This window comes from Planktothrix mougeotii LEGE 06226, from assembly GCF_015207485.1.
In the GTDB taxonomy this organism is placed as follows: Bacteria; Cyanobacteriota; Cyanobacteriia; order Cyanobacteriales; family Microcoleaceae; genus Planktothrix.
In genome coordinates, this window is record NZ_JADEWU010000049.1 from 1 (window position 1) to 24708 (window position 24708).

Genomic DNA, 24708 nt, shown 5'->3' on the forward strand with positions numbered 1-24708 from the left:
ATAAACAATCTAGTAGTAAGCCCTTCAGGGCTTAATTTCTGAGGCGTGAACGCCTCACTACGATTTTTGTATAAACAATCTAGTAGTAAGCCCTTCAGGGCTTTCTGCTTCTGAGGCGTGAACGCCTCACTACGATTTTTGTATAAACAATCTAGTAGTAAGCCCTTCAGGGCTTAATTTCTGAGGCGTGAACGCCTCACTACGAAGTTTAGGAGAGATTAAGGATGATTACTCAAGCAGAATATCGACAACGACGGGAACAATTAATGGCGAAGATGAACCAGGGAACCGCTATTTTTAGAAGTTCACCGATGGCGGTGATGCACAATGATGTTGAATATAATTTTCGCCAAGATAGTGATTTTTTCTATTTAACCGGGTTTAATGAACCGAATGCGGTTGCGGTTTTAGCTCCCCATCATGAAGAACATCGATTTGTTTTATTTGTGCAACCGAAAGACCCGGAAAAAGAAACCTGGTCAGGTTATATTACCGGAGTTGAAAAAGCCAAAGAACTTTATGGCGCGGATGAAGTTTATCCCATTAATGAATTAGATGAAAAATTACCCCAATATTTACAAAAAGCCGACCGGATTTATTATCGTTTAGGACGGGATGAAAAATTCAATGAAACCATTTTAAAACATTGGCAAAAATTATTAAGAGTTTATCCTAAACATGGCACGGGGCCGATTGCAATTGAGGATGTTTGTACAATTTTACATCCCATGCGCTTAATTAAAAGTGAAGCAGAATTAGCGTTAATGCGGAAAGCCACAGAAATATCGGTAAAAGCTCATAACCACGCCTTAGAATTTGCTCAACCCGGACGATATGAATATGAAATTCAAGCGGAAATTGAACATATTTTTGGCTTAAATGGGGGAACTATTGCCTATCCTTCTATTGTCGCATCGGGGAAAAATGCTTGTATTTTGCATTATGTGGAAAACAATTGTCAAATGCAAGACCATGATTTATTATTAATTGATGCGGGATGTTGTTATCAATATTATAATGGAGATATTACCCGAACTTTCCCAGTGGGGGGGAAATTTACACCAGAACAAAAGATTATTTATGAACTGGTTTTAAAGGCTCAATTAGCGGCTATTGAACAAGTTAAACCCGGAAATCCCTATAAAAATATTCATGATACAGCCGTGGGGGTTTTAGTGGCAGGGTTAATGGATTTAGGGTTATTAGTGGGGGATATTGAGGAAATTATTAAGGAAGAAAAATATAAACCGTTTTATATGCACCGCACCGGACATTGGTTAGGGTTAGATGTGCATGATGTGGGGGTGTATCAATGGGGTGAAAATCCACAACCTTTACAACCAGGACAGGTGTTAACGATTGAACCGGGGATTTATATTTCTCCTCATATTAAACCTGTTGAAGGACAACCGGAAGTTCCCGAATGTTGGCGAGGAATTGGGGTGAGAATTGAGGATGATGTATTAGTGACTTCTGAAGGGTATGACGTGTTAACCGCAGGGGTTCCTAAGTCTGTGGAAGCCATGGAAGGATAAGAGTGTAGAGACGTTCCATGGAACGTCTCTACACAACCTAAGCATTATTTTTTTGTCTGTTTATCCCCTTTACAGATAATTTTTTTACACCCTTTATACAAAATTATGATATAATATAAACGTCTATACCAAGTTAAATTAACATTGATTTATCCTTAACAATTCTTAATTCCTTATGACTCATATTTTGATATTATACTCGTCTTTAGGGGCTGGACATAATAGTGCTGCTAAAGCCTTAAATCAAGCGTTTTCCCATTTCACTGATGTTACGGTTACGGTAGAAGATGCTTTAGATTATGCCAGTTCTATTTATCGTAATACCGTTACCAGTATTTATAAACAATTAAGTGAAAAAGCTCCTCAAATTTATCGCGCTTATTATGAAGGAACGGATTTAGAAGATTTAGAACGCTCCCTAGAATTAAATAGTGTTACAGCTAAATTAGAACGAGTGTTTTTTAGAAAGCTGCGGCATTTTATTGAAAAAGTCAATCCTGATGCCATTGTTTGTGTCCAACAAATTCCCAGCCGTTTGTTACAATTATTAGAAGAGGAAGAACGGATTTCAAAACCCCATTATGTCGTTATTACTGATGTAATTGCTCACAGTAGTTGGATTAATAAAGAAGTGGATGGTTATTATTTACCCAACGATTTAACGGCTGATTTCATGATTAAACGGGGGGTAGACCCTGGAATTCTTCATGTTACTGGAATCCCGATTAAACTGGAGATATTAGAACCTAAATCTCAAGTGGAAATGCGGGAACGTCATGACCTACCAACTAACAAACCTGTTGTTACAATATTTGGCGGGGGGTTACATTATAAACGGGTGCGTTTGATGGTTTCTCAACTCATGGATAACCTGAAAACGGGTACATTAATTGTAGCAGCCGGACGCAATGAACAATTGTTAGATTCATTAGCAGAATTAGACTCTACCCCAGATATAGAATTCCGAAAATTAGGATTAATTGATTATGTTGATGATTTAGCGGTGGCGAGTGATTTAGTGATTACGAAAGCCGGGGGATTAATTGTGAGTGAAGTGTTAGCCAGAGGAACACCGATGATTATTGTCGATCCTTTTCCGGGTCAAGAAGAATGGAATGCAGATTTAATCGTTGCTGCGGGTGCAGGTGTTCAGTTAAGATTACCGGAAATGGTAGCGCCTTGTGTAAAGTTTTTGTTAAACCATTCTGAACGTTTATCCCAAATGCAAACGGCCGCGTTAGAATTAGGAGAACCCCGTGCGGCTCTCAATATTGCTGAACATATTTTATCACAAACTAAGCATTAATTAAGTTTATCTCAGTATTATCAAAAGGAGTATTTATTTTGACTGGTCAAAGTAACTTTTTATGGGGCGTTGCTACGTCTGGTTATCAAAGTGAAGGGGGATATAACGGTGTTGGACAACCCCAAAATAACTGGTCAGACAGTGAACAAAAAGGCAGAGTCATGAGAACTGGGAACGCTTCTGAGTTTTGGACGCGCTACCGGGAAGATTTTGATCAATGTCAAAAATTAGGCTTAAATTCTTTTCGCTTAGGATTAGAATGGAGTCGAATTCAACCCACAACAACCCCAGACGTTTCTCCCGCCCCCAATTATGATTTTCAGGTCTTAGATGACTATGCAGAACGCATCGCGACTTGTCGTCAATATGGCTTAGAACCTATTGTTACCTTACATCATTTTACCCATCCCGCTTGGTTAGGAATTGATGCTTGGTTATCCTCAGAAACGATAGATTGTTTTATCGATTATGTAACCGTTACTGTTACCTATATTAACCAACGTTTAACGGATTATCACCAACAACCTCCGATTCATTGGTATATTACGATTAATGAACCTAATATTTTAGTTTTAAACACCTATTTAAGTGGTCAATTTCCCTCTGGGAATTTTACGGGAATTCTAGCGGTTTGGAAAGCTTACAATCATTTATTAGCAGCCCATATTCGCGCCTATAATGCCGTTCATGATATTTATGAAAAACAGGGTTGGAACAAACCCCTTGTGACCTTAAACACCTATTGTAGTGATTTATATTGGTCAGAAAAAGTGATTTGGGATTTGTTAGATGCACAGACCCGCGAAGTCAAACCCAAGGAACTTAGAAATTATGTTTATGCTCAAGCTAAACATTTAGAAACCGCTTTGCGTCGAGCTTCTTTACCTTTTCGGAAAGATATTCCCTATCAATTGGGACGGTTAGCCCGTTGGATGGGAAATCGCATTGGTCATCGCACGTTTGATATTAAACATTTAGATTATTATTGGCAAGAATTAATGGCTTCTCCTCGCCAAAAAGTTTATGATTATCTCGCTATAGATTATTATGATCCTTTTATTGCTCATACCTTCCGTTTACCGTCTTTTTCTGATTTTGAATTTAAAACGAAAGGGATTAGAAATTGGTTAATGACGGGAATTACGAGTAAATGGTGGGACTGGCGAGCGCTCCCTGAAGGATTATCATTTTTCTGTAAATATTATGCTCAGGAATATAACCTCCCCATTTTAATTGCTGAAAATGGCATGGCGTTACGTCGAAAACCCGATAATAGTATAGCAACTCGACGTTCTGACCAACTGCGGCGCAGTCAATTTTTAGAAGCCCATCTGCGTCAAATTCAACAGTTATTAAAGGAAAATATTCCGATTTTGGGATATATGCACTGGTCATTAACGGATAATTATGAATGGGGGTCTTATACCCCTAGATTTGGGTTATTTAGTATTGATTTTCATCGGGGTACAGAACGGGAAATTGAAGACCATTTAGGCGATCGCCCTGCGGAAACCTATGCTAAATTAATAAAAGAAATTCAAAATAGTGTCTGATTGTATACTTAGTTTAGCAGAAGAGAAATTGATACTACAGATAATCCCCTAAATCTCCTGTAGAGACGTTGCATGCAACGTCTCTACAGGGGACAGATGCGTAGCAAACATTTAAGGATTTCATATAAAGATGAAATAGGCTTGACCCAAAGCCCGCCAACTTCAGCCGAAAACCTGTGATTAAAGCTGAGATCAGATCCCCCTAAATCCCCCTTAGAAAGGGGGACTTTGAAATCCTGTCCCCCCCTTTTTAAGGGGGGTTAGGGGGGATCATTGACTTGGGATCAGAGCAAGGGAATTCAGGTTTGATCGCCTACTTTTAGCATGATTGTTGACACTAATGGCCTTGACCCCAAGCCCCACCCTATCCTGAGTATCTTCTAGCTTTTGAGTCTGGTTAATGTTTCGTAACATAAATCTATTGACAATCTCACATTATTCGCTCTTTAATACAAAAACAAAGCTAAAATTCAAGACTTTATTTCTAATCCGATAATTTTTGTTGAGTTCTGAATATTTACAGAAATTAATTGAGGCGATAACTATGCCAGATGACCCATGTAAAGAAGATAAAGACGAAGCAAAAAGATTCAAGTCTTTGTTGCAGTGTTGGACAGTGGCTTATGAAAAGGCGATCGTTGCCAAAGAACGTCCGTATGCAAAAAGAGCGATCGACAAAGCTTGTCGGGAAGCAGTAGATCAATTGACTAAAAGCCTTAAAAAAGAAGTTGAACGCCTCAAAGAAGAGGGAAAAAACCCTGGTTATGATATACCAGATGAGGATCTACAAGAAGCTACCAGTAGAAGATTTGAGACAATGAAGGCTTCTATTGAGCATCATATTGAGAATTTGAAAAATGGTGGTATTTTCACTTCTGTACAAGAATTCAAAATTGAGCCACTCAATGATTACAGAGCAGAAGTATTAGAGATTACTGTTGAAAACTGTACCTACAGAAAAGGTTGTGAATGGGCTAAGGAGGAACCTGAATTTCAAAGAAATGGAGAATACCGATGCCCCAGATTAGCATCTTTTGTTGGGGCAGTTCACAAATATATGAAAGAGGATAAATTGCCACTTAAGAAAAGAGAAAAATTGGATTACCACATGGAATCAGTAATTGAGACAATCCCAGGAACAAAGGATGCCAATGAAACACCAACACAATGTCGCTGTAAAGGATTTATTTTTGTTGATGAGGCGATGAAAGATGGCTTTAAAAAGGAGCATCCTACAAATTTGTTTCTATCAACTCACAAACAAGAGTCCATAAATTAATTTTATACCAATTAGAAGGAGGTCAATATGCCAAACCATACTGATGATGAAATGAATGATATTTTAAAAGGTTTTACAGAACTAAGAGGAGTTGATGTAGTGTTCGTCTTGAATGATGCTACAATACAATGGTCTTATCCTCTTGACAGTAATTCCTTGGATTTTATCGCCACTGGAACTGCTGAAACAATAGGTAAATTTGATACGGAAGCTAAATATGCAGAACTGCAACTTGCAGTGCAAGAAATGGAATTAGTTACCCAAGAGAAGAGAGTTATTACTCTCAAAATATCAGATAATCCTGACTATGTTTTGTGTGTTGTTTGTGCCAAGTCAACAAGACCGGATTTGATAAAAACTCGTTTTAACAATACTAAAGAGAAGATTATCGATGCAATTAAAAAATCGACAGAGATAAAAAAGGACTCATTATGACACGAAAACCCGTTATGACACTTGCCGTTGCCAAGAAAATTGCCCAAGCAGCCGAAACGGAGGCGAAGAATAACCAATGGACTGTTGCTAATGAGCAACAATTAGGTTAAATTATAGCCATTACTGTGGGGATGAGGTTAAGAAAACTCCGATTTATTAAAAAACCGGAGATCTCTTTCTCGCTTTATGATCGTTTTTGCTCCTCTATTGTGGGTGATTGTTTAGTTCTAACCTGTTGGTTTTGGATGCGAGTTATACTCGTTTGGGAAGGAGGAACTTGGCGTTGTTCATAGTAGATGTGACCAAAGAGAAAAAGATAGCTTAGCAAGATACCTGCACCGGTATGAGCTAAACCGACTACAACTGTAAGAGTTGTTTCAAGAAACAACCATCGGTTTTTTTCCGTTAGCATAATAAATAGTAATCCTTTTTATGAACGGTGGCCTAGCCGTGCTCTTGCAAGGAAATAGGCTAGGACACCTTACTTTGAAGAACGATTAACCAAAAAAGGTTAATTTGTCTTCTAGTTAATAAGATAACTCTATTTTTGGTGAATGAAACTACTCTAAAAAAATCCCTGTAGGATACTGATAAAGCACAAAAATTAAGACAAAATCACCCTTAAAAACTGAAATAAACTGAAATGAAATTTACTGAAAGAAACTGAAAAGTTAGTCAATTTATCTGAAAATAACTGAAACTATTATGAATGAGACAATCTCTGTAGCTCAAGCATTAAATTTTGTTCAGTCTTTACTGGAACAAAAAGGATTATCAATGAATGAAAGTGATCGCCGATTATTTCCTTATATTTTCAATTGGAACCCTGACGTAAATGCAGGAGAGCAATTTCAAACAATTGCTAACGTGATTAACTATTCTGCTAACACTCTTCAGAACGATCATAGTTATAAATTAAGAAAGTTGCTTAAAGAGGTATTTGATGCACCAATTACTAATGAAAATCTTAAGGAGGTAGTTCAGAGAGAATGGAATAGGCGGTCACCAGGTGTGCAAGGGATATGTGTAGAACGTCAACGTCTTCAAAACAAATGTTATAACGCAATTGAACAAAGAGGAAATATACTCCGCATCAGAGCCCCTCGAAAGATGGGTAAAACTATGTTATTAAAAAAGATTTTGGATTATGTTCATAATAAACAATACTTGACTGTATTATTGAATTTTCGCTTATCTGAAGACATTGCAGATTTTAGTGAATTTTTACAATGGTTTTGTAACAGTGTTATTCAAAAATTACAAAGACAATTAGAAATAAACAATGTTGATGTTAGTGCATATTGGCAATCTGCTAAGGGTAACAACTACGCTAAAATTGATAGTTATTTTGACAAAAATATTTTCAGCAAAATTAACAATAAAGTTTTAGTATTAGTGTTGCTTAATGTCGATCTAGTTTTCCCCTGCGACTTTGCACCATCTTTTCTAACCTTGTTACGATCTTGGCATGAAACAGGACAACTTGATGATGATTGGGGAAAGCTTCGATTAGTCCTAGTTCATTCAACAGAATCTTATGTAAAATTGGATAAAGAAAAATCTCCTTTTAATGTAGGAGATATTCCTGAATTAATAGACTTTACTAAACTGGAAATAGATAATTTGGCTAGACAGCATGATATTCAGTTAAGTGATCAAAAAGTGGTTGAAATTATGTCACAAGTTGGAGGTCATCCTTACTTAATAGAGCAAATTATTACTGAGTTGGGATCGGAGATGAAAATTCAAAAAAAACAGTTTAACTTTGCTCAATTTATTTCATTAGAAAATTTAGTACAAATCTTCAAACAGCATCTTGAAAGAATTTGGGATGATCTTGAACAATCAAAAAGCTCAAACTTAATGATAACAACACTCAGAGGTTTAGTGGAAGGAAATGAACCTGTTAGCATTGAGGATAAAAAATTATTCTTTTTGCTGGATAGTCTTGGTCTGGTGACAAAACAAGATAATCGTGTCGATTTTCGGAACAATTTATATCGCTATTATTTCAATCAAAAATTCTCACAATAAACATTATGAACACAAAAATCATTTATAAAGTTGGCGGAAGTTTATCGGCGGGTCATCCTACTTATGTCCGTCGTGAAGCTGATCAAAAATTATTAGATTTTTTGAGTCGAGGAGAACTTTGCTATGTGCTAAACTCAAGACAAATGGGCAAATCAACTTTAGCAGCACAAATCATCGAGGAACTAAAGGCTAAGGATATTATTTGTGCTCACGTTGATTTGAGCAAACTTGAACAGAAATCTGAAACTGAACAGAAATCTGAAACTGAACAGAAATCTGAAACAAAAAAATCGTATGAATCTATTGCATCTCGTATAATGCAATTTATAACAATTCCTGGTTTTGATTGGGATAGTTATTGGGATAATTGCAAAGGTGATGATTTGAATAAATTAGAAAGTTTATTAACTAAATTATTAGATGATACTAGAAAAAATATAGTGATTTTTTTAGATGAAATAGATTCAATTCGGTTGCTCAAAGAACTTAATACAAATTCTTTTTTTTCGTGGATTCGTTCTTGGGATAATGATCGGTCTTTTCTTCCAAGATCCAATCATATTACTTTTTGTTTAATTGGAGTAGGAACGCCTTCTGATTTCATTCAAAATAAAAATATTACATCGTTTAATATAGGAAAGAGAATTGAGCTTAGAGGTTTTACATATTCTCAAGCTGAAAAATCTAAGTTAGTTAATGGTTTAGAAAACTGTACAGAACCTAAAGCTGTTTTAAGAGAAATAATAAAATGGACTAATGGACAGCCATTGTTAACCCAACATTTATGTGAAATAGTATCAGAAGACCCTGAAACGCGAAATCCTGTTATCTCAGATTTAGTTGAAAAAGAGTATATGATTAGTAAGACAGATCCACAGGAGCATTTCAAAACAATAAAAGGCCGTATTATAGACAACCCAAACACCGTAGCTCTTTTGGAAATGTATAAGAGAATATTGGAAGATAATAATAAAAAGATTGTAGCGAATGATCTTGATGCCATACAAATAGAACTAAGATTATCTGGTTTAGTTATTAGAACGCCAGATGGATATTTAGAACCATTTAATCTTATATACGAACGAATTTTTGATTTAACATGGGTTACGCAGAAAATTGAATGGGTTAATGAGCAATTAGCAAACATCAAACCTTATGCCGAAAAACTTGAGGCTTGGCAAACCGCTATTGAGGAACAAAAACAGCTTTATCTTTTGTTTGGAGATGAATTCGAAAATGCCCAAAAATGGAAAGAAGGTAAAACAGGGCTTACAGAACAAGACTTTACGTTTTTAAGAGATAGCCAAGATTTTTGGGGTAATGCTCAAAAGAAGATTCCAGAAAAATCTAACTATGAGTTAATAATTAAAGAAATGAATGATTGGACGGGAGGGCAAAAATTTTTCAATGATACTCTTTTTGAGATTTTTACAGGAGGAGGCAAAAAACCAAGGAAAGCTCCAACACCGGGAACAGAGAAAAAGTGGGTTGAGGATTTAGTAAAAGGGCTGAAAAAATCAATTGAAAATACTATAGATAAACCAGTTAAACGAGAGTATCTAGCGAAAGTAAAAGATCAGAAAACTAAAATTGAAAATAGCTTTTTTAATGACTCCAGTATTGATCCTTTTTGGCTTCTCTTTAGCTATCGGGAAATTTTGGAAAGTGGAGAAGTAAATTTTGATGAGAGTCCAGAACATACAAAATTAGCAACAATGGATTTAATTATCAAAGAAGGTAACAAACTAAAAATACTCAACAAAATTTATCGTTATCTCTTCGATCACACTTGGGTTTCTCAAAAACTATTAGGTATTCGTCCTTATGCCAAGTCTTTCATAGATTGGAAAGATTCTTTTGAGGATAAATCTCATTTGTTACAAAAAGATGATTTAGATATAGCCCTTACTTGGCTACAAAATAACGAAATATCAAAGGAATTAGAAATTAAATTTATCATTACCAGTTTAGTCGGTGAAAGATGGCAATCAGCTACAGAGGGAGAAAAAAGCCAAGCTGTAGAAATAGTCATCAAATTTAACCCACAACTAAAAGGAAAAACTAATCCTCTTTATGGTTTTATCCAAAAAGTTCTTGAACATACAGCAAGTGACCGTGATTTACTTGAAAAACTGCTAGAAAAAGCTTGCGAGCAAGAAAACAGACCCAGTGAAGAGCAAGACGAATGGATTAAACAACAACTAGACTTACTCAAGCCAAATGATAGTGATAAGGAAATATTAGCTTGGATTAAATCTTATGAAAAAGCAATTGTCGCCAGAAACCCTCATTATTCAAAAGCAAAAGAGATTATAGATGACACTTTCTGTGAATTAGTAAAACAGTTGGTTGAGTTTCCGAATCACACCAAACCTCAAAATAGCGATATTGATACTACTGTAATTAAATATTGTATTAACTATCTTGCTGATAATTTAATCCGCGTTGGCATTTGGAATGAAGATGATCGACCTAACATTGAAAAACAGGAAGGTGAAAACAGATGGAAAATAACTGTTTCTAACTGTTCCTATCAAGACGAGTGTAAATGGGCTTTAGATGAACGTGCTTTTATTGATAATGAACCAGAAAAATATAAAAAATATCGATGTCAAAGATTAGGCTGTTGTGTGGGTGCGGTGAAAAAATATATGACAGATGACAACCTTTCTGAAGATCAGAAAAATCAACTAGATTACTTCATGACAACTGTTATGGAGTCCACAGAGGAAGCAGAGAAAAAATGTTGGTGTGAAGGAGTTATCTCTGTTAAGAAGGATTTAAAGCGATAAGTAAGTCAATAAAATTAATTATACAAATAAACCATAATGATTTATAAGACCCCGATCATTATGTGTGTTTGAGATGCGATCGCCAAAAACGTCTTAATCAACCCGATTCTATTTGGACATTTATTATATTATTTGCGATCGCCTTTATTGTGGTGGTAGCGATCGCTTAAAATAACCAAAATCTCTAAGATCAAAAAAGGTGGGCATTGCCCACCCTTTAGATTATGATTGAGTTTTAAAGTTTAAACTGGGGGGGATGACAAACAGGCTTAAGCGATAGACCCAGGAATGACGACAAATAATATGATAATCAACAAAAATGTTGATATGGCGGTACTTATGGGTGAGAGTGGCATTGATGGACACAACTGGATTCGAACCAGTGACCCCCACGATGTCAACGTGGTGCTCTAACCAACTGAGCTATGCGTCCGACAATTTCTTAATGTAGCACAACGCTCTAGAAGATGCAAGCTTTTTGCTGAATTTTTTTTATGAAGTCACCAAAAGGCGAAAACCCTTAGCAAGCTTGTGGTGGAGGATGGATTCACGAAAGCAAATTCGAGCGTTTCGTTAAGAGGGTGTAAGCGGGTTTTGCATTGAGTCCGTTTCTTGGGAGAGTCACTGAGAGACTATAATTTGAGAGTTTTTATGACATCAGATTTTGAAAACATGACCCATGCTGAACTTAGAGCTTATGCTTTGAAACATCGGGGTAAAGAAGATATTGAAGCTTTGCGGGTGTTATTCCGTCGTCGGACACCCTATAGAAAAGAGCTTACCTTCTGGTAACAGTTGGATATTAGGCATTTGAATCAGTCGTTTTATTCTCCATATTGTTTCTACTGGTGTAATAGGTTTCTTGACTTGGTTACTACTGGTCATAACAGAATAAAATTCTGCAAGAATTTGATCGGAAACGCACAATATTTCCTGTTCACTGGGTCTTAAAATCTTTAATGATGCTCTGTGTTTATCCCCACTCTGGGTGTCTACAGAATAGACCCATATATTTGTATCTAGGAAGCTTTTTTGCATTTTATCCTGTGTCATATATTTTTGCTCTGCTGATGGGTTCCTTAACGCCAATATCGGCAATCAGCCAACTAAATTCTGCATGAATTTGCCCGAGTTCATCATCTTCTGAAGTTACGGTTACGCCATCATTACCCCCTTGATTAATTTGTTGATTGTCAGGAACAGACCGAAGTGCTGTTACAATTTCTTCGACCAGAGCAATTTGCTTGTCGCTAAGTCCAGTTACATCAATTACTGTAGTTTTCATAAGGAATCTTATTGATCTCCAAAAGAGATGAAAGATAATGTAAATTGATGGTGAAGTGAATACTCTGAAAAGGCAGAACTTAAAAATAAATCTACCTTCTCAGGAACACTCTTTGCTCATATTAACACATCTAACCCATGATGGGTTAGTAAAAATGAAACATGAGGTTAAAGATTGAAGTATTTAGAAACAGGATGGTAGGTAATAAACGCCGTTGTAGATTGTTCTGGATACAGTTGTTCACTTTCATCCATATACATCTTAATTCGGTCAGTTTGTAACAGTTCCACCTGTTTATATTGGTCTTGAATATTCGGACAAGCCGGATATCCAAAACTATAGCGGGAACCCCGATGACGTTGGGCTAAAACATCCCGAACATTATCGGGTTCTTCATTGCCAAACCCTAACTCGCGGCGAATTTTTGCGTGAGTCCATTCTGCTACCGCTTCTGCGGTTTGAACAGCCATTCCATGAAAATACAAATAATTCGTATAGTCATTTTCAGCAAATAGTTTTTGGGCGTATTCTGTAGCAATTTCTCCAACTGTTACCGCTTGCATCGGGAAGACGTCAATCTGTCCGCTTTCTTTCGGGGCAAAAAAGTCCGCAATACATAACCGTTTTCCTGCTTTTTGTCGAGGAAAGTCAAAACGAGCAACCTGTTTTTGATGATTTTCAGGATCAAAAATAAGTAACGAGTTATCCTCCGCTTGACAGGGAAAATACCCATAAATCACCGTAGGATGTAATAATTTCTCTGCTAAAATTTTGGCTTTCCATTCCGTTAAAATAGGATAGACTTTTTCCGCTAAGAAAGCATCGTATTCTTCCCGTGATTGTTCTCTGGGTTTGCGGAATTGCCATTGACCAGCAATTAAGGCTTGTAAGTCTAAATACCAGAAAACCTCCTCTAAGGAAATATCTTCCGGTTGTAAGATTTTCGTTCCCCAGAAGGGCGGGGTAGGTCGGTGAATATTAACCTCAACGGCTTCAGAACGTCGGGTATCGATGACAATTTCTTCAGGACTTTCTGAAACCTGTTTCACCGTTTCTAACTTGACTTTAATTTTCTTCGCTTCTGCATATTCTCCTAAAAATCCTTGAGCATCATCCCATTTTTCTGCTTTTTTTGCAGGCATCAATTTATCCATAAAGTTCAAGTCAGAAAAGGCATCTTTTCCATAAATCACTTGACCTTTATAGGCATTTTGGCAATCTTCATAAACAAATTTAGGGGTTAACGCAGCCCCTCCTAAAATCACGGGAACTGTGATTCCGGCTTCGTTAAATGCCTCTAAATTATCTTTCATAAAGGCGGTGGATTTCACTAATAATCCACTCATGGCAATACAGTCGGCTTTATGTTCTTGGTAAGCATTGATAATATTTTCAACGGGTTGTTTAATCCCTAAATTAATCACCCGATAGCCGTTATTTGATAAAATAATATCGACTAAATTTTTCCCAATATCATGCACATCCCCTTTAACAGTAGCAATGATAAAGGTTCCTTTGGAATTATCCCCCGTTTCCGATTTTTCCATGTAGGGTTCTAAATAGGCAACGGCGGCTTTCATGGTTTGGGCAGATTGTAACACAAAGGGTAACTGCATTTGCCCAGACCCAAACAATTCTCCCACCACTTTCATGCCATCTAACAGCAAATTATTGATAATATCTAAAGGGGGATATTGTTTCAAAGCTTCGGCTAAGGCATCATCTAATCCGATACGTTCTCCGTCAATAATATGACGTTTTAACCGTTCTTCTATGGGAAGATTAGCATCTCCTGAGCGATCTCGTTTTGTGGTTTTTCCTTGAAACAGATTGGTGAGTTCTCCTAATGGATCATAAACACAAACATCCCCATTAAATTCTCGTTGATCATAAATTAATTTGCGACAAACCTCTTGATGTTCAGGGTCTATTTTTGCTAGAGGTAAAATCTTATTCGCGCTCACAATAGCTGAATCTAACCCGACTTGCATTGCTTCATGGAGGAATACAGAATTTAACACTTGTCGCGCAGCCGGGTTTAAGCCAAAGGAAATATTAGAAACCCCTAAAACAACATGACATCCGGGTAATTCTTGACGAATTTGGCGAATTGAATCGATTGTTGCTTTTCCGTTATTTCGATCTTCTTCAATACCCGTAGAAATCGGTAATGCTAAAGGGTCAAAAAAGATTTCATGGGCTGGAATTCCATAATTAATGGCATCATTATAGGCACGTTTAGCAATTTCAAATTTCTTCTCTGCTGTCCTCGCCATTCCGTCTTCGTCAATGGTTCCTACCACAATAGCAGCCCCATATTTTTTAGCGATTTCTAAGACTTTATAAAAGCGTTCTTCGCCGTCTTCATAGTTGGTAGAATTGAGTAAACATTTACCCCCAGCAACTTTTAACCCCGCTTCCATTTTCTGCCATTCTGTGGAGTCTAACATCAAGGGTAAATTCACGTTAGTCACGACACGAGACACCAATTCACGCATATCTCGCACCCCATCACGTCCGACATAATCGACGTTTACATCTAAAATTTGTGCCCCTTCTTTTATCTGGGATTTTGCTAAAGAAACTAACCCATCCCAGTCTTCAGCATTGAGTAAATCTCGACATTTTTTCGACCCACTGGCGTTGAGACGTTCACCAATAATTAAAAAGGAGTTTTCCTGTTCATAACTTTGGGTACTATAAATAGAAGCCGCCGCCGGAATTAACTGGGGTTCTCGTTGTTTGGGTTTGAGAGTTTGGGAAATTTCAGCTAAAGCTTGAATATGCTCATAACGAGTTCCACAACAGCCGCCAATGACTTGAACGCCTAAATCTTCTACAAAGTGCATTAACGCCATTCTTAGTTCCATTGGCGTTAATTTATAATGGGCTTTTCCCCCAATATTTTCGGGTAAACCTGCGTTAGGAATACAAGACACAATAAAGGGAGAATGTTCACATAAATAACGAATATGTTCTTTCATTAAATCGGGGCCAGTGGCACAATTTAATCCTAAAATATCAATTTTATAGGGTGCTAAAATTGTTAACGCCGCGCTCATTTCTGACCCGACTAACATCGTTCCAAAGGATTCCATTGTGACAGAAACCATAATCGGACGACGTTCTCCTTTTTTAGCAAAAACATCTTCAATTCCGTTTAAGGCTGCTTTAATTTGCAGCACATCTTGGCAGGTTTCAACGATGAATAAATCTACACCTCCATCAAATAATCCTTCGGCTTGTTCTGCAAACGCATGATGTAAGGTATCAAAATCAATATGTCCGAGGGTGGGAAGTTTGGTTCCTGGGCCCATTGAACCTGCAACAAATCGGGGTTTTTCGGGTGTCGAATATTCTGCTGTTAAACCCTTGGCTAATTCGGCTGCGGTTTTGTTTAAATTGTATGCTTTATCGGCTAAATCATATTCTGCTAAAACAATAGAAGTCGCACCAAAAGTATCGGTTTCAATTACATCTGCACCTGCTTCTAAAAAGCCTCGATGAACATTCGCAACGGCTTCCGGTTTGGTATAAATTAAATATTCATTACAGCCTTCATAATCTTTTCCGCCAAAATCATCCGCCGTCAGGTTTTGGGTTTGTAGGTTGGTTCCCATTCCGCCATCAAATACGATAACGGGACGTTCAGGACTGTGGAGGCGGTCTAAAAATGCGCTTTTCATAGAGTGTTAATGATAGGAAGCAAGGGTAATTTTACAATTTTACACGAAGAAACCAAGTTCGGTGGTCAAAAATTTGGGTTAAACCCTGAGATATTTAAAGGGAATTACGAATTACGAATTACGAATTACGAATTACGAATTACGAACAGCTTAACTGGAAGGGTAAAAGGGAATAGGGGATAGTAAAAAGTAATTAGCAACCGGGTTAATTATTTTTACCCAATATTTAAAGATTTCATATAAGTCTTATATTCTAAACGTCGTAAAAACACTATTCACCGTCCTTTCTCATTCAATAATTGGTGATTGATCATCAAAAATCATGACCGTTTAAACGGTTTCAACTTTATCAATTCCGCCCCCATCTTTAACCGTTCAGTGTTTCCTTGTTCTGTATTTCCCTATTTCCGTAGTCAACTCCCAACCGAAATAAAACCGTTTTCTCGATTGGGATTTTATACTGATCAGAGTAGGTAAATTAGCCGGAATTAATCTGCTTTTCTGACTTTTAATTCTTCGGGTCAAAATCCCCTTATGGTTCTACCGTTGTGGGTGTAGAAAGAGACTCTAAATAATGCAGAAAATCCAATAATTCTGCATCCGTTAATAAACGGCGAGAACGCTTTCCATAGGCTTTTTGTAAATAGGCAGAACCCTGTTCAGGAGTCCAACCTAAACGTTTTAATTCAATATCCGTTTTGGCAATATCTGAGGAAAAATCCGTTGTTTCCAGGGGACGACTTGCAGGTGCTGGACTACTCAATTCCGGTTCATCATTATAAGTCGAAACTGCTTCTGTTGTTGAGCTAGGAATCGGGGGTAAAGACGCACTCCGTCCTTTAGACCCCTTAGCAGGAGATGATTGTGTTTCTTTCTCAGAATTGGAGGCTTGTTTTTCCGTTTTAGGCTGGATATAGGTTGCTGATAACCAGTCATCCGAAGTTAAGGAAGAAGACTCCGCCATCCTCACATTCAGGGTTTCTGAGGAAACAACCCCAGAGGACACCGGGGAAGGACTCTCAATTTTCACAGGTTCTGAGGGTAAAGGGGGAGGACTAACAACTTGATTCTTAACCTCCATCACCGCAGGTTTCAACGGTTCAGTTGAACTCGAAAGTTTAGGGAGGGTTGTGTCCAGTTCCAGCGCTTGAATAGCTCGTTTCTTGGCTTGATCTTCTGCCAATTCAACAGTATCCGCCGCCGCTAATCCCGTTGTCAAGATTACACCCTCCACTTGGACAACGGCGCGAACCACATATTTTCCTTGATAAATCGTCAGTAACTCAGAAATTAAACTTCCTGTAGGATAACGAGTTCTTAATTGAGACAGCATGATTAAAATTTCCTAAACAAACTACGATATACTTAAAAGTTAGTCATTTACGCAGCCATACGTCACAAATTCTGTACCCTATCCCGACAGCACCAAGGGAATCAACATTGGGTGCTATGACCTACGCTCAGAGTTAGTTGGCTTGAAGGCAATAGATGTTACGGTCTAATCCAAAGCCTTTCTCATCTATCATCCGACAGACCGCTTTCCGCATTCCTCATTGTAACACTGTCCTTGATGGGGTTCTGCGATGAGCCACTGAGGAATTCCTACACCTCCTCAATGGGTAGAATAGTTCCCTGGGTTTCATCTGCTAAACGATGAGGTGATCTGACTCGCGCAAGGATGATTACGGTTGCGACACTGACCACTGGCCTAAATTCAGACAACGAGGATTAATCGCTACATGGAATTTTCAATCGCTACACTGTTAGCTTATTTTTCCGATGATAAATTAGTCGCCCCCAAAGCGCTAGAAAAAAAACTCGCTCCCGACGAGGAAAGTCTCCGTAGATTTCAGATTGCTTTGGATGCGTTAGAACGGATTGGCGTTTTAGAAAAAGATAAGGGTCGTTATCGACGAATTCCCGAAGAAGGAATTGTGGAAGCGAAACTCAGATGTTCGAGTAAAGGCTTCTGTTTTGCCATTCAAGATGCCGAAGGAGCAGAAGATGTTTATATTCGAGAAAGTCATCTGAGTACCGCTTGGAATGGCGATCGCGTTCTCGTTAGGATTATAAAAGAAGGCAGCCGTCGTCGTTCACCGGAAGGGGAAGTTTATCTCATTTTAGAACGCGCTAATCCTTCGGTTTTAGCCCGAATTAAACAAACCAAAACAGGCTATCGCGCCGTTCCCTTAGACGACCGTTTGTTATTTGAATTAGATTTAATTAATGATGCTGAAGAATTAAGTGGAGCGGTCGATCATTTAGTTCATGTTGAGGTTTTACGCTATCCCATTGGTGTTCATCGTCCCATGGGTCATGTGGTTCAAATTCTGGGTTCTGATGCGGAAGATGCGGATGATTTAGATATTGTTTGTTGTAAACATGATTTACCGCGAAAATGGCCCGCCGGAGCCTTACGAGAAGCCGAGGGTATTTCTAGCACCTTGAAAAAAACCGATCTCAAAAATCGGGCTGATATTCGCAATGTCTTAACCATTAGTTTTCAACCAGATTTAGGAAATCCTGAATTTTCGGTTTTCAAAGATTCCGAACCTCCCCACCGTCTCCCCTGCATTGATCATGCCTTTAGCATCGAACAAACAAAATCCGATCAGTGGCAATTAGGGATACATTTAGCGGATGCTGCCCATTATATTCTCCCCGATAGCGATCTGGATCGAGAAGCGCGTAAACGGGGAACGGCGATTTATTTAGCCGATAAACTGATTCCGATTTATCCTGAAACCCTGTGTTGCGAACGTTTGGCCTTAGTTCCCAATGAGGAACGATTAACCCTATCCATTATGATTACATTGGATATGGCTGGACGAGTTGTTGAATACGACATCCAACCCAGTGTGGTACGGGTCGATCATCAACTCACCTTTGACCAAGCTCAGGCTATTCTCGATGGTGAACCCTCTCCCTTCGCCAACGTTTTAGAAAATTTGTTAGAACTAAGTCGGGCTGTGCGCCAAATTCGCCTAGAACGGGGCAGTTTTGAACTTAATTTACCCGATACCCATTGCCATTTTAATGATGAAGGGGAATTAGGGCCAATTGTTCTGTCTTCATTGTCTCCCGCCCGGGCGATGATTTCCGAATTAACGGTATTAGCAAATCAAATTGTCGCTAGTCATTTACACACCTTGGGAGTTCCGGCGATTTATCGGGTTCAACCGCCACCAGAATCATCCGATGTGTCAGAGTTAGCAAAATTATCGACCCATTTGGGGACGGAATTGTTTTTGGAAGAAGACGAAGAAGTTCAACCGAGTACCTTCCAAGAATTTACTGAAGAATTAGCCAATAGTCGAGCCGAACGGGTTTTAAGTTATTTATTAGAAGAAACCCTCAAACCTGCGGTTTACAGTACCACCGCTAAACTGCATTTTGGGTTAGCCCTTCCCTGTTATACCCATTGCACTTCCCCTTTGTCTCGCTATTGCGATTTACAGATTTTGCGGGTACTCAAAACGGTATTTGACGAAGGACGAGATCGTCGTTCAACTCGTGCGAAAGATCGGGTTGAGTTGGGACATTCTTCCTGTCATGGCAAAATTAGCTGGAATGTGCTTCCCCCGGAAATTCAGCATGAGTTAGAAAGTCAGTTTACCCAGTTAGTGGTGCATCTGAGTGAACGGGAAAGCGTCGCAGTTGACGCGGAGGAAGACTTAGAAGGACTCAAGAAAACCGGGTTCATGAAGGAACGCACGGGTCAAAACTTCATCGGGTTAATTACTGGGGTTCAGTCCTATGGATTCTTTGTGGAAATTGAGGTACAGTCCCCAGGTGGTACAACATTACGGGTGGAAGGACTGGTTCATGTTTCCTCTCTCAAAGATGACTGGTATGAATACCGTTCTCGTCAACAAACCTTAGTCGGTCGCAAAAATCGCAATCAATACCGTCTAGGGGATAATGTCGAAGTTCAGGTGAAAAGTGTAGACTACTATCGTCAACAAATTGATTTAGTTGCTGTTGGTGGAGGCAGTGAAGCGTCAGATGACAACGATGAACCTTATTTTCCTTAAAGCTTAATTTGGTCGATACAATTCCCTGTAGAGACGTGCCATGGCACGTCTCTACAACCGTCCTTCTTTTCACTTTTAAAAAAATGTCTATTACACAACTGATTACTTTACTAATTCTTGTGGGAGGCTTGGCGATCTTTACGATTCAAAATCTAACGCCATCCTTACCTTTAATTTTTTTAGGAAATCAATTACCTGCCTTACCGCTTTCTTTGTGGATTTTAATTGCAATTACCGCCGGAATATTAACTTATTGGATGATTGCCCAATTATTCCAATTCTCTAATACTAATATTAAGGCTGCAACTACCTTTCAAGAATCTTCTAAACCGCCTGTAGAACCTGACCGTAATGCTTCTTGGGGTTATACTTCTCCCCCTCCTGAACCGCCTCAAGCGTCAGTTTATACCCGCTATGATCCCGTTAGCAATTCGGAACCAGAAACATCTGATGGCGAGGGTTCCAATGATGATTGGGAGACAAAAGTAAAACCCTTTAATCCCTCCTGGGACGCAGAAGAAAAACCATCAGTTTCTCAACCCGCTTCAAACTCATCCTCTAGTAACAATTCCCCTGATTCTGAATCTAAAGTTTATGAAACCGAACAACAACCTAAATCAGAATCTTGGTCAGGTTCGGTTTATTCCTATGGTTATCGAGGAGATGCAAGTAGTACCGGAGTTGGGAAAGTAGAAACGATTTATGATGCTGATTATCGGATTATTACCCCTCCTCCTCAAACTAAAATCCAAAATGATATTGAACCGCCTAATTATCCGACTCAGGATGATGATGAAGATTGGGGATTAGATGAAGACGAGAGTGATGAACCTTATCGAAAATAAAGTTTAAATGACAGGGATTTTAAGCTGGTTTTTATTAATAAAATCTCGTTTAATGATAGAATTAGATATTGAGTTGAAAGGGAGCTATAAATTTTGCAAGAACGGTTACAAAGCATTAATCTGTATTTAATTGGAATGATGGGGTCGGGTAAAACTACCATTGGACAAATTCTAGCCAAACAATTAGATTATCGATTTATCGATACCGATGAGTTGATTAGTAAAGTAGCCAATCAATCTATTGCTGAGATTTTTGCCACCGAAGGTGAAGAAGCTTTTAGAGATATAGAATCTCAGGTTTTATCCCAACTTTGTGCTTATCAAAAATTTGTGATTTCTACAGGGGGAGGAATTATTCTGAAAAAGATGAATTGGAGTTATCTTCGACATGGAATTATTATTTGGCTTAATGTTCCTGTTGAAGAACTCTATAATCGTTTAAAAGAAGATACAACCCGGCCTTTATTACAACATCCCGATCCTTTACAACAATTACAAACCCTATTAGAAAAACGCAAATCCCTGTATGCTCAAGCCGATCTCGAAATTATGATTAATTCCGGTGATACCCCGGAAGAAATTAGTAACCAAATTTTACAAAAAATTCCCTCAATTTTAAAAAAACAATCTGATTCTTTAAATTAAAAAATAACGATATTTTTCAACCATCAATTTATGACTTATCGAAATCCGACTCCAACCGTTGATATAATTATTGAATTAATAGATCGTCCGGCTCGACCGATAGTATTAATTGAACGAAAAAATCCGCCCTTTGGATGGGCAATTCCGGGAGGATTTGTAGATTATGGAGAATCTGTAGAAACGGCGGCTATTCGAGAAGCCAAAGAAGAAACAAGATTAGAAATAGAATTAATTGAACAATTTTATGTTTATTCTAATCCGAATCGAGATCCCCGTCAACATACCTTAAGTGTTGTCTTTTTAGCGACGGCTATGGGAGAACCCCAAGCAGCAGATGATGCCAAAAACTTAGAACTCTTTGAACCTTGGCAAATACCCCAAAACCTATGTTTTGATCATGATCGCATTCTCAAAGATTATTGTCGTTATCGACATTATAAAATTAGACCCAAAATTGATAACTGACAACTGGTAGAGACGCGCCATGGCCCGTCTCTACACTGATAACTGATAACTGATAACTGATAACTGATAACTGATAACTGATAACTGATAACTGATAACTGATAACTGATAACTGATAACTGATTAATATCCATCGGGCCCAATGGTGGTATGATCACATTGAGCATCGGATAAATTAGCCATTTTAGAGCGAAATAAATTGCAGCCTGCTAATTGAGCATTGGTTAACTTAGCATTTTCCAAATTAGCATTACTTAAATTAGAAAATCTTAAGTCAGCTTCTGTCAAATTGGCATTATATAAATCGGCTCCTTGTAAATTACAATGTTGCAAATTAGCGCCCCTTAAATCTGCATGGCGGAGGTTACATCGAGATAAACTGCTACCTTGAAGGTTGGCTTCGGATAAATCCACTTGGTAAAGTTGGGTATCTCCGAGTTGGGCATCTTGAAGTTGAGTTTGGTGTAAGTTAGCGTAACTCAGATTAGAATAGGGCATATAAATCCCGTTTAAGTTGCTGCCTGCCAAGTCAATCTCTTCTAAGTTGGCTTCAAATAAATCTGACCCACTTAAATCTAGGGCACCAAAGTCCCGTTTCCCATCGCTATATAAATCCAGTAATTCTTTTGAACTAATTTTCTGCATTTTGTATCTATGAGCCACGACACTAAAACAACCTCCAAGGCTGAGGCAGTTGGAAAAAGCAGGAAGAGTATTTTTGCTTAACCTGTGTTTACTTTAAAACGCTGTTACAAATAGCAATGTTGTGTTAATAATTTTTTTGGATTCTGTTGGAATTATCCGTTAAACAGACTCATGCTGTGATGATTGCCCCCCAGTTCACTAGGACAATCTAAGTCGAGGTCAAGCTATCCCAGGCAAGAGGAGTAAAATTGAAGGAGAAAAACAGATGCTTTAAAAATCGTACACTAGAAGCTTGTGATCTGAAATAATGGGTGCGACTTGTTCCAGCCCAAATGGAACCTGTGACGCCCTCTTGTATTTTGGAATTAATGTTGTGCTGCTATGGCAGCAACAGTGAGTGTAATGCAGTTAGAACAGTCCCAAAGTCAGTCAATCCCAATTATATTGGACAGTTTACCGGATTTAGCGATTTCTGAGAACGGATGTCCACGTCGTGCCCGGTTAGAAATTGATTTGATGTTACTGGCAATTGAAGCCTTGTATCTGGGGGGTGCAGAACATATGCTAGTGATCATCTCAGAACTCGATTTACAAACGGTGATTCAAAATCGGGTGAAATTATGGCGACTTCGTAGTACCAACCCGTTACGCAGGTTTAGTCAGCGTCGAACCCTAAGTCTGCTAGAGGCGAAAGCGTTAGTCGTGATTATCTGTAACCTCGGAAGACGCTTAACCGCCAAAATTCGGCAGTTACTTATGGATTATGAAGCCCTAAAACAAAAACAAATTCCGATTGAACGACATTTACAGTTGTCCAACTACTTAACCCAATTTCGGGTACATTTCCGCAGTCGCATGAATCCCCGACGGGCTTTGGTAATGGCTTATAGTTCTGATGAGAAGTTAAACGATTTAGCCATCCGTTTATTAGAGAAACTTCTGTTTTGCACAGGTACGGCTGGAATGCAGCGATTTTGGATTAGTTTGTTTGATGGAGAAGTCGAATGACGATTGAACGTCAATATAGTTTACCGAACTGCAAATTGATTTTGCAGGGCTTACCCCAAGGAACCGATGGGAAATCCGACGGAAGAGCCAGTTTAAATAAGCTCATGAATGCAGAATGTCATTTTGTGGGCTACCCCCAACCGATTACCGGGGGACGGGAGTTTTTTGAGAGTTTGGTGCGACAGGTCAGTCGCTACGCTCAAGGGTTCCTGAGTGGACTCATTCCCCCTGAACGACCTCACGCCAAGCCGGAGTTGGTGGAATTGCGCCCCATCCCAGGAGAGTTACATCAGTTAAGGGTTTATGAGTCTTCGGAGGAAAATTCCTCTGAGGAGTCTTCTTTACCTCATTCTCCAACCGTTACGGTGGATTTAACAACGGTACAATTATTTGACCTGGTTGAAGCAATCGATCAGTTTTTAGCCGATAGCCAGACCTTACCTGAATTATCTCTCCAGTTAAAACCCCTTTCTAAACGTTATCTGAAACCGGAACAACCTGTTGCTCAACGGGTGAAGCCCGCAGCTATTGGGGTATCGAGTCTGGTATTAACGGCTTTAGCTGTGTTTGCTTTGCCCATTCCCGATGTCAAACGACCTCAAGACCCGAAACCACAACCCCAAGCACAGACGGAAACCATTCCCACACCCAGCGCGTCCCCCCCAACGGGATCACCGAGTTCAGGGACACCGGAAGCGCCTTTAGCGTCTAATTTGTCTAGTCCACAGCCCATTACTGATGTTCAAGAACTTAACGATTTAAAAGCTCAACTCGATGAAAAATTGGTTAAAGCTTGGATACCTGCGGCGGATGTGAAAGTCCCCTTAGTTTATCGGGTGAGTGTGGCAAAAGATGGGGCAATTGTGGGTTATAAATCTTTAAATCCAGCAACAGAAACGGAAACGGCAACGGAACAAACCCCGTTACCAGACTTATTATATAAACCTGTCGGGAACCGTCCCATCAATGAACCCTTAGCAGATTTTCAAGTCACCTTTAATCCTGATGGCACTTTGGAGGTTCAGACTTTATCAGGTATTAATAATCAGTAGTCAGTTATCAGTCAGAAGTCATGAGTTAATAGTTAATAATTATTAATTAATCCTTAATAGTTATTAATTGATCATGTCATTGAGATTTAACAGCTTGTTAGTTACCAAT

The 24708-nt window shown here is 38.7% G+C and carries 18 protein-coding genes, 1 tRNA gene and 1 pseudogene; 15 read left to right on the top strand and 5 right to left on the bottom strand.

Features of this window, described 5'->3' with window-relative positions; all coding sequences use genetic code 11:
* Positions 1 to 224 precede the first annotated feature (224 nt).
* From IQ236_RS18265 to IQ236_RS18295, 8 genes and pseudogenes are all read left to right on the top strand, one after another.
* The gene (locus IQ236_RS18265; RefSeq protein WP_193870622.1) at positions 225 to 1535 is read left to right on the top strand and encodes an aminopeptidase P N-terminal domain-containing protein; all 1311 of its coding nucleotides are present in this window, start codon (positions 225 to 227) and stop codon (positions 1533 to 1535) included.
* 175 nt (positions 1536 to 1710) lie between these two features.
* Positions 1711 to 2841, top strand: a complete 1131-nt coding sequence (locus IQ236_RS18270; protein WP_193870623.1) for an MGDG synthase family glycosyltransferase — start codon at positions 1711 to 1713, stop codon at positions 2839 to 2841.
* 38 nt (positions 2842 to 2879) lie between these two features.
* Positions 2880 to 3533 (top strand): annotated as a pseudogene (locus IQ236_RS28380) (family 1 glycosylhydrolase); the annotation flags it as partial.
* A 306-nt stretch (positions 3534 to 3839) separates the two neighbouring features.
* Positions 3840 to 4394: a family 1 glycosylhydrolase gene (locus IQ236_RS28385; RefSeq protein ID WP_407676161.1), complete on the top strand. Its 555-nt coding sequence runs from the start codon at positions 3840 to 3842 to the stop codon at positions 4392 to 4394.
* A gap of 544 nt (positions 4395 to 4938) precedes the next feature.
* Entirely contained in the window at positions 4939 to 5673 is a 735-nt protein-coding gene (locus tag IQ236_RS18280; protein WP_193870625.1) for a hypothetical protein, read from the top strand.
* Positions 5674 to 5700: 27 nt separating this feature from the next.
* Complete coding sequence (locus IQ236_RS18285; protein ID WP_193870626.1) at positions 5701 to 6108, top strand: hypothetical protein; 408 nt, start codon at positions 5701 to 5703, stop codon at positions 6106 to 6108.
* 705 nt (positions 6109 to 6813) lie between these two features.
* Positions 6814 to 8142: an AAA-like domain-containing protein gene (locus tag IQ236_RS18290; protein ID WP_193870627.1), complete on the top strand. Its 1329-nt coding sequence runs from the start codon at positions 6814 to 6816 to the stop codon at positions 8140 to 8142.
* Positions 8143 to 8147: 5 nt separating this feature from the next.
* Positions 8148 to 10934 (top strand): AAA-like domain-containing protein, encoded by a 2787-nt coding sequence (locus IQ236_RS18295; RefSeq protein ID WP_193870628.1) that lies wholly within the window; start codon positions 8148 to 8150, stop codon positions 10932 to 10934.
* A 359-nt stretch (positions 10935 to 11293) separates the two neighbouring features.
* Here the strand turns inward: IQ236_RS18295 and IQ236_RS18300 are convergent.
* Positions 11294 to 11367, bottom strand: a tRNA-Val gene (locus tag IQ236_RS18300).
* Between the two features lie 218 nt (positions 11368 to 11585).
* Here IQ236_RS18300 and IQ236_RS18305 point away from each other — a divergent pair.
* Positions 11586 to 11726, top strand: a complete 141-nt coding sequence (locus IQ236_RS18305) for a DUF6887 family protein (protein WP_193870629.1) — start codon at positions 11586 to 11588, stop codon at positions 11724 to 11726.
* 247 nt (positions 11727 to 11973) lie between these two features.
* Here IQ236_RS18305 and IQ236_RS18315 read toward each other — a convergent pair whose 3' ends face one another.
* The 3 genes from IQ236_RS18315 to IQ236_RS18325 form a co-directional block, all read right to left on the bottom strand.
* On the bottom strand, positions 11974 to 12219 hold the full coding sequence (locus IQ236_RS18315; protein ID WP_193870631.1) for a hypothetical protein: 246 nt from the start codon (positions 12217 to 12219) through the stop codon (positions 11974 to 11976).
* A gap of 167 nt (positions 12220 to 12386) precedes the next feature.
* Complete coding sequence (gene metH / locus IQ236_RS18320) at positions 12387 to 15905, bottom strand: methionine synthase (protein ID WP_193870632.1); 3519 nt, start codon at positions 15903 to 15905, stop codon at positions 12387 to 12389.
* 532 nt (positions 15906 to 16437) lie between these two features.
* Positions 16438 to 17238 (bottom strand): hypothetical protein, encoded by an 801-nt coding sequence (locus IQ236_RS18325; RefSeq protein ID WP_193870633.1) that lies wholly within the window; start codon positions 17236 to 17238, stop codon positions 16438 to 16440.
* Positions 17239 to 17644: 406 nt separating this feature from the next.
* On the opposite strand from IQ236_RS18325, the gene IQ236_RS18330 reads away from it, so the two are divergent.
* The 4 genes from IQ236_RS18330 (at position 17645) to IQ236_RS18345 (ending at position 21894) form a co-directional block, all read left to right on the top strand.
* Positions 17645 to 19939 (top strand): ribonuclease R family protein, encoded by a 2295-nt coding sequence (locus IQ236_RS18330; RefSeq protein ID WP_193870634.1) that lies wholly within the window; start codon positions 17645 to 17647, stop codon positions 19937 to 19939.
* Positions 19940 to 20022: 83 nt separating this feature from the next.
* Positions 20023 to 20784 (top strand): LapA family protein, encoded by a 762-nt coding sequence (locus IQ236_RS18335; protein ID WP_193870635.1) that lies wholly within the window; start codon positions 20023 to 20025, stop codon positions 20782 to 20784.
* A 93-nt stretch (positions 20785 to 20877) separates the two neighbouring features.
* Complete coding sequence (locus tag IQ236_RS18340; protein WP_193870636.1) at positions 20878 to 21429, top strand: shikimate kinase; 552 nt, start codon at positions 20878 to 20880, stop codon at positions 21427 to 21429.
* A gap of 30 nt (positions 21430 to 21459) precedes the next feature.
* Positions 21460 to 21894, top strand: a complete 435-nt coding sequence (locus IQ236_RS18345; protein WP_193870637.1) for an NUDIX domain-containing protein — start codon at positions 21460 to 21462, stop codon at positions 21892 to 21894.
* 123 nt (positions 21895 to 22017) lie between these two features.
* On the opposite strand, the gene IQ236_RS18350 is transcribed toward IQ236_RS18345, so the two are convergent.
* Positions 22018 to 22557: a pentapeptide repeat-containing protein gene (locus IQ236_RS18350; RefSeq protein WP_407676160.1), complete on the bottom strand. Its 540-nt coding sequence runs from the start codon at positions 22555 to 22557 to the stop codon at positions 22018 to 22020.
* Between the two features lie 384 nt (positions 22558 to 22941).
* On the opposite strand from IQ236_RS18350, the gene IQ236_RS18355 reads away from it, so the two are divergent.
* Positions 22942 to 23547, top strand: coding sequence for a DUF3038 domain-containing protein (locus tag IQ236_RS18355; RefSeq protein WP_190517353.1), 606 nt, complete (start codon positions 22942 to 22944; stop codon positions 23545 to 23547).
* Positions 23544 to 24599 carry a DUF4335 domain-containing protein gene (locus tag IQ236_RS18360; protein WP_193870638.1) on the top strand — a complete coding sequence of 352 codons (1056 nt, stop codon included), beginning with the start codon at positions 23544 to 23546 and terminating at the stop codon, positions 24597 to 24599. Before IQ236_RS18355 ends, IQ236_RS18360 begins: the two co-directional genes overlap by 4 nt.
* The last annotated feature ends 109 nt before the right edge of the window (positions 24600 to 24708 follow it).

What these genes read in the sequence shown, in the direction of transcription:
- IQ236_RS18265 (WP_193870622.1), top strand. Translation starts at nt 225, where the DNA reads ATGATTACTCAAGCAGAATATCGACAACGACGGGAACAATTAATGGCG.
- IQ236_RS18280 (WP_193870625.1), top strand. Translation starts at nt 4,939, where the DNA reads ATGCCAGATGACCCATGTAAAGAAGATAAAGACGAAGCAAAAAGATTC.
- IQ236_RS28385 (WP_407676161.1), top strand. Translation starts at nt 3,840, where the DNA reads ATGGCTTCTCCTCGCCAAAAAGTTTATGATTATCTCGCTATAGATTAT.
- IQ236_RS18355 (WP_190517353.1), top strand. Translation starts at nt 22,942, where the DNA reads ATGCAGTTAGAACAGTCCCAAAGTCAGTCAATCCCAATTATATTGGAC.
- IQ236_RS18335 (WP_193870635.1), top strand. Translation starts at nt 20,023, where the DNA reads ATGTCTATTACACAACTGATTACTTTACTAATTCTTGTGGGAGGCTTG.
- IQ236_RS18290 (WP_193870627.1), top strand. Translation starts at nt 6,814, where the DNA reads ATGAATGAGACAATCTCTGTAGCTCAAGCATTAAATTTTGTTCAGTCT.
- IQ236_RS18270 (WP_193870623.1), top strand. Translation starts at nt 1,711, where the DNA reads ATGACTCATATTTTGATATTATACTCGTCTTTAGGGGCTGGACATAAT.
- IQ236_RS18315 (WP_193870631.1), bottom strand. Translation starts at nt 12,219, where the DNA reads ATGAAAACTACAGTAATTGATGTAACTGGACTTAGCGACAAGCAAATT.
- IQ236_RS18330 (WP_193870634.1), top strand. Translation starts at nt 17,645, where the DNA reads ATGGAATTTTCAATCGCTACACTGTTAGCTTATTTTTCCGATGATAAA.
- IQ236_RS18295 (WP_193870628.1), top strand. Translation starts at nt 8,148, where the DNA reads ATGAACACAAAAATCATTTATAAAGTTGGCGGAAGTTTATCGGCGGGT.
- IQ236_RS18345 (WP_193870637.1), top strand. Translation starts at nt 21,460, where the DNA reads ATGACTTATCGAAATCCGACTCCAACCGTTGATATAATTATTGAATTA.
- IQ236_RS18360 (WP_193870638.1), top strand. Translation starts at nt 23,544, where the DNA reads ATGACGATTGAACGTCAATATAGTTTACCGAACTGCAAATTGATTTTG.
- metH (WP_193870632.1), bottom strand. Translation starts at nt 15,905, where the DNA reads ATGAAAAGCGCATTTTTAGACCGCCTCCACAGTCCTGAACGTCCCGTT.
- IQ236_RS18325 (WP_193870633.1), bottom strand. Translation starts at nt 17,238, where the DNA reads ATGCTGTCTCAATTAAGAACTCGTTATCCTACAGGAAGTTTAATTTCT.
- IQ236_RS18285 (WP_193870626.1), top strand. Translation starts at nt 5,701, where the DNA reads ATGCCAAACCATACTGATGATGAAATGAATGATATTTTAAAAGGTTTT.
- IQ236_RS18305 (WP_193870629.1), top strand. Translation starts at nt 11,586, where the DNA reads ATGACATCAGATTTTGAAAACATGACCCATGCTGAACTTAGAGCTTAT.